Annotated in this window: 1 protein-coding gene; it reads right to left on the bottom strand. The window is 42.4% G+C overall.

Annotated elements, in window-relative coordinates; genetic code table 11:
* The coding region (locus ACOVO2_RS05200) for a hypothetical protein (protein WP_421768945.1) at nt 1–3,126 on the bottom strand (3,126 nt) is incomplete at both ends.

Genomic DNA, 3,126 nt, shown 5'->3' with positions numbered 1-3,126 from the left:
TTTTCCTGCTTCGTAGCTCACATTCGGCGAAGGTGTAAAGGCTGCATCGCCTACCTTCTTATCTGATTCGATAGTTTCGGTGGCTTTCACTTTCTCAACTCCCGTTATCACATTGGCATTAACATTTACATTGGCCGATGCCACAATAACATCAACTGATGCCGAACCGCCCGTGCTACATTGTACTAAATAAGTGGTAGTTACCGTCGGAGTGAATGTTGCCGTCGTTCCTGTTTGAGTTGATGCACCTCCCAACCACGATAATGTTCCTGAACAACCCGTCGCACTTAATGTTATGCTAGAATTTGGACAAATTACTGGCTTGCTCGGCGTGACTGTGATAAAGTTTAGGCCGTTGCAATTGGCGGCTTGTGTAATGGTCACACTCACTTTGGCACTTTGGCAGCCTTGTGTTGGAATACAATAACCTCTATAAACACCTGGTTCGGTGACCACTCGGGTATTTGTGTTCGATGCCGTTGCGTTATTAGCCGAAGGCGTTTCCCATCTGAATATGTCAGTCGCTGCTGGGCAAGATGCCGTTAGAACCACACTTTCGCCTTTACAAATCTGAGAATTGTTGGCCCTGATAGTTGGCGATGTGTAAAGTGGGTTTACGGTCATAGCAAATACTTCTGAGGTACGACTGCAGCCATTGACAGTTGCCGTTACGGTATAAGAAATATTTGCCGTTGGTGAAACCATCACCGATGAACCAGTTGCCCCGTTCGACCACACAAAGGTTGCGTTTGGTATCTCCGATACTTTGAGTTCGGTTGGTGTACTTGCACAAATTTCGTTTAGACCACTAATTTTCGGCACAACTGGTAGTGGCTTCACATTAATCACTACACTCGTCGATGACGAACATTGATTCAAGGTTGCCGTTACGGTGTAAGTACCTGCATTGCTACTACTTACATTTGGTATCGTAGGATTTTGGAATGTCGAACTAAATGAGTTCGGACCAGCCCAAAGATACGATGAACCACCATTACCATTAAGTTGAAGTGTAGCTTCTTCACAAACACTAATACTCGACTCAATGTCTATGACTGGTAATAGTTTCACTAAGACTTCAGTAGTTGTCGAATCTTTACAACCATCGTTGGTCATGACTACTGTGTAAATTCCGCTGGCGGCCGGAGCGACACTCGAAATCTCAGGGTTTTGAGCTATCGATGTGAAACCGTTTGGTCCTCTCCAAGCGTAAGTTGTACCGCCACTGCTGCTGAGAGTCAGGGTAGTTTTCTCACACACTGGAGTATTGCTACTGGCTGTCATGTTCAGTGCCTTAACCGTTACGTTGGTTGTAGCAGTAATTGGGCAACGATACGAAGTAACTGTAAGCGTGTAAACTCCGCTGGCGGCTGTACTGGCAGTAGCAATTTGTGGGTTGCGAGCCGTTGAAGTAAAGCCATTTGGCCCAACCCATGAATACGTATCGCCTTTGTTGGCACTAAGCATTAGGGTACTTCCTTTACAAATCGGCGAATTACTTGCCGGAGTTGCAAACGAATATGAGCAATCGTTTTGAGCCAATCTTCTGAAATAGAAAGTTTTCTCTCCATCGTTATATCCTGCACAGTTCATCGCAAATGCTTTCACACCATACGAACCAATCCATGAAGTATCTCGCATGGTTGTTGTGATAACTCCATTTGCATTGACACTAACAGCTAACGGTGAAAAATCTAACTTATGCGGGTTGGAGCCAGTGCCGAGAATAGTGTTATACTTATAGACAAGGCCGTTTTTCAAAGTAAATGATTTTTTCATTGTATTTGAATAATAAGTCACATTCAATGGCACTTCGGTAGAAGTTGCTGCACCACTAATAGTGGTATAGAATAGTGAATTATTAGCTCTGAACACTCCGCAACCTACTGTTGCCCCCGTAGCTGGATTCACAAATGTCAGCACGTCTTGGTCGGAAACAAAACTTGAAAGCTCGTTAAAATAAACTTTGATGACTGATGTCATACTTCCTTCCAAGGTCTGAGCCGTACATGTAGGCTTAGTTTCATTACCAGTTGGTAAAATTGTACTTACGGCATACAAACCACAACTCGGATTGTTTTCGGTGATGCTCGCCGGAATTGAAACCGTACCGAAAGATTTATCAGGTTGTTTGATGATCTGATCTTCGATGTTGAGCGTAACAGCAGGAGCAGTACTTTTAGTTAATTCGAATACTATTGGATCCTCAACCATACCCGCTAAGGCATCAGCTTTAAACTGTACGTTTTTATCTAAGTCATATTCTTTATTTCTATCAGCCTTAAAGAGTTTGAAACTTACGGTTTGCTCATCTTCAAAATAAATAGTGTTAAAGAATAAGCGATTTTTTTCATGACTAATCGACTTATTACGTCCTACCAGCTTACCATCAATATAGGCTCTCAATTCGTCATTGGCATCGATAGTCATGCCATTTACTCGGCCAATGAGATTCATGTTTGATTGATACTTCGTAAAATCATCAATCATTGGTGCTGCTAAATCGGCTTGCTTTATTAAGTTTTCTTGTGAGAAACCGTTTTCAACTCCGCGATTCAAAGCAGTGTTATACGTAAGGCTGCCAGCATTTGAGATTCTCAACAAATACCCTTTCAAAGGCTCTAAGAAACTCAAGTTTCCGATCCAACCCACACCCGCAACATATTGTGCAAAGAGCGTTTGGCTCTTGATAATATCACCATTGAGTGGTGTAAGACCACGAAGAGCTTGCGAAACAGTCATACCCGTTGAAGGTACATATCCGAGCCAGTTCCATTGTGGTCTGGCCTTGATAGTAATCGGAAACGAACTTTCTGTGTATGGTTCTCCTTTAATAGTAATTGTATCGGGTGAAGCCACAAAAACCAAATAACGCTTGGTTGGTAAAACCACATCGTCGAGGGCATCCCAAGCACCGTTTTCATAGACAGCAAAATTATCATCGGTCTTAATCATTGCTCCAGTTTTATTTCTCAAAGAAGATAAAACTTTTGTAAACGTATTATTTCCAGCTCCCAAATTAAGATTAAATGAAACCCAGTTAAAACCACGATTCAATGGAATAGATTTCTTTACCAAATTTAGCACATTGATTGGCTGTGGCTCAAGTGGACTACCTACCAAACC

Origin of the sequence: Emticicia sp., assembly GCF_049241225.1 — a bacterium.
GTDB lineage: Bacteria > Bacteroidota > Bacteroidia > Cytophagales > Spirosomataceae > Emticicia.
The sequence above is the reverse complement of the archived record's forward strand: the minus strand, read 5'-3'. Positions and strand labels throughout refer to the sequence as shown.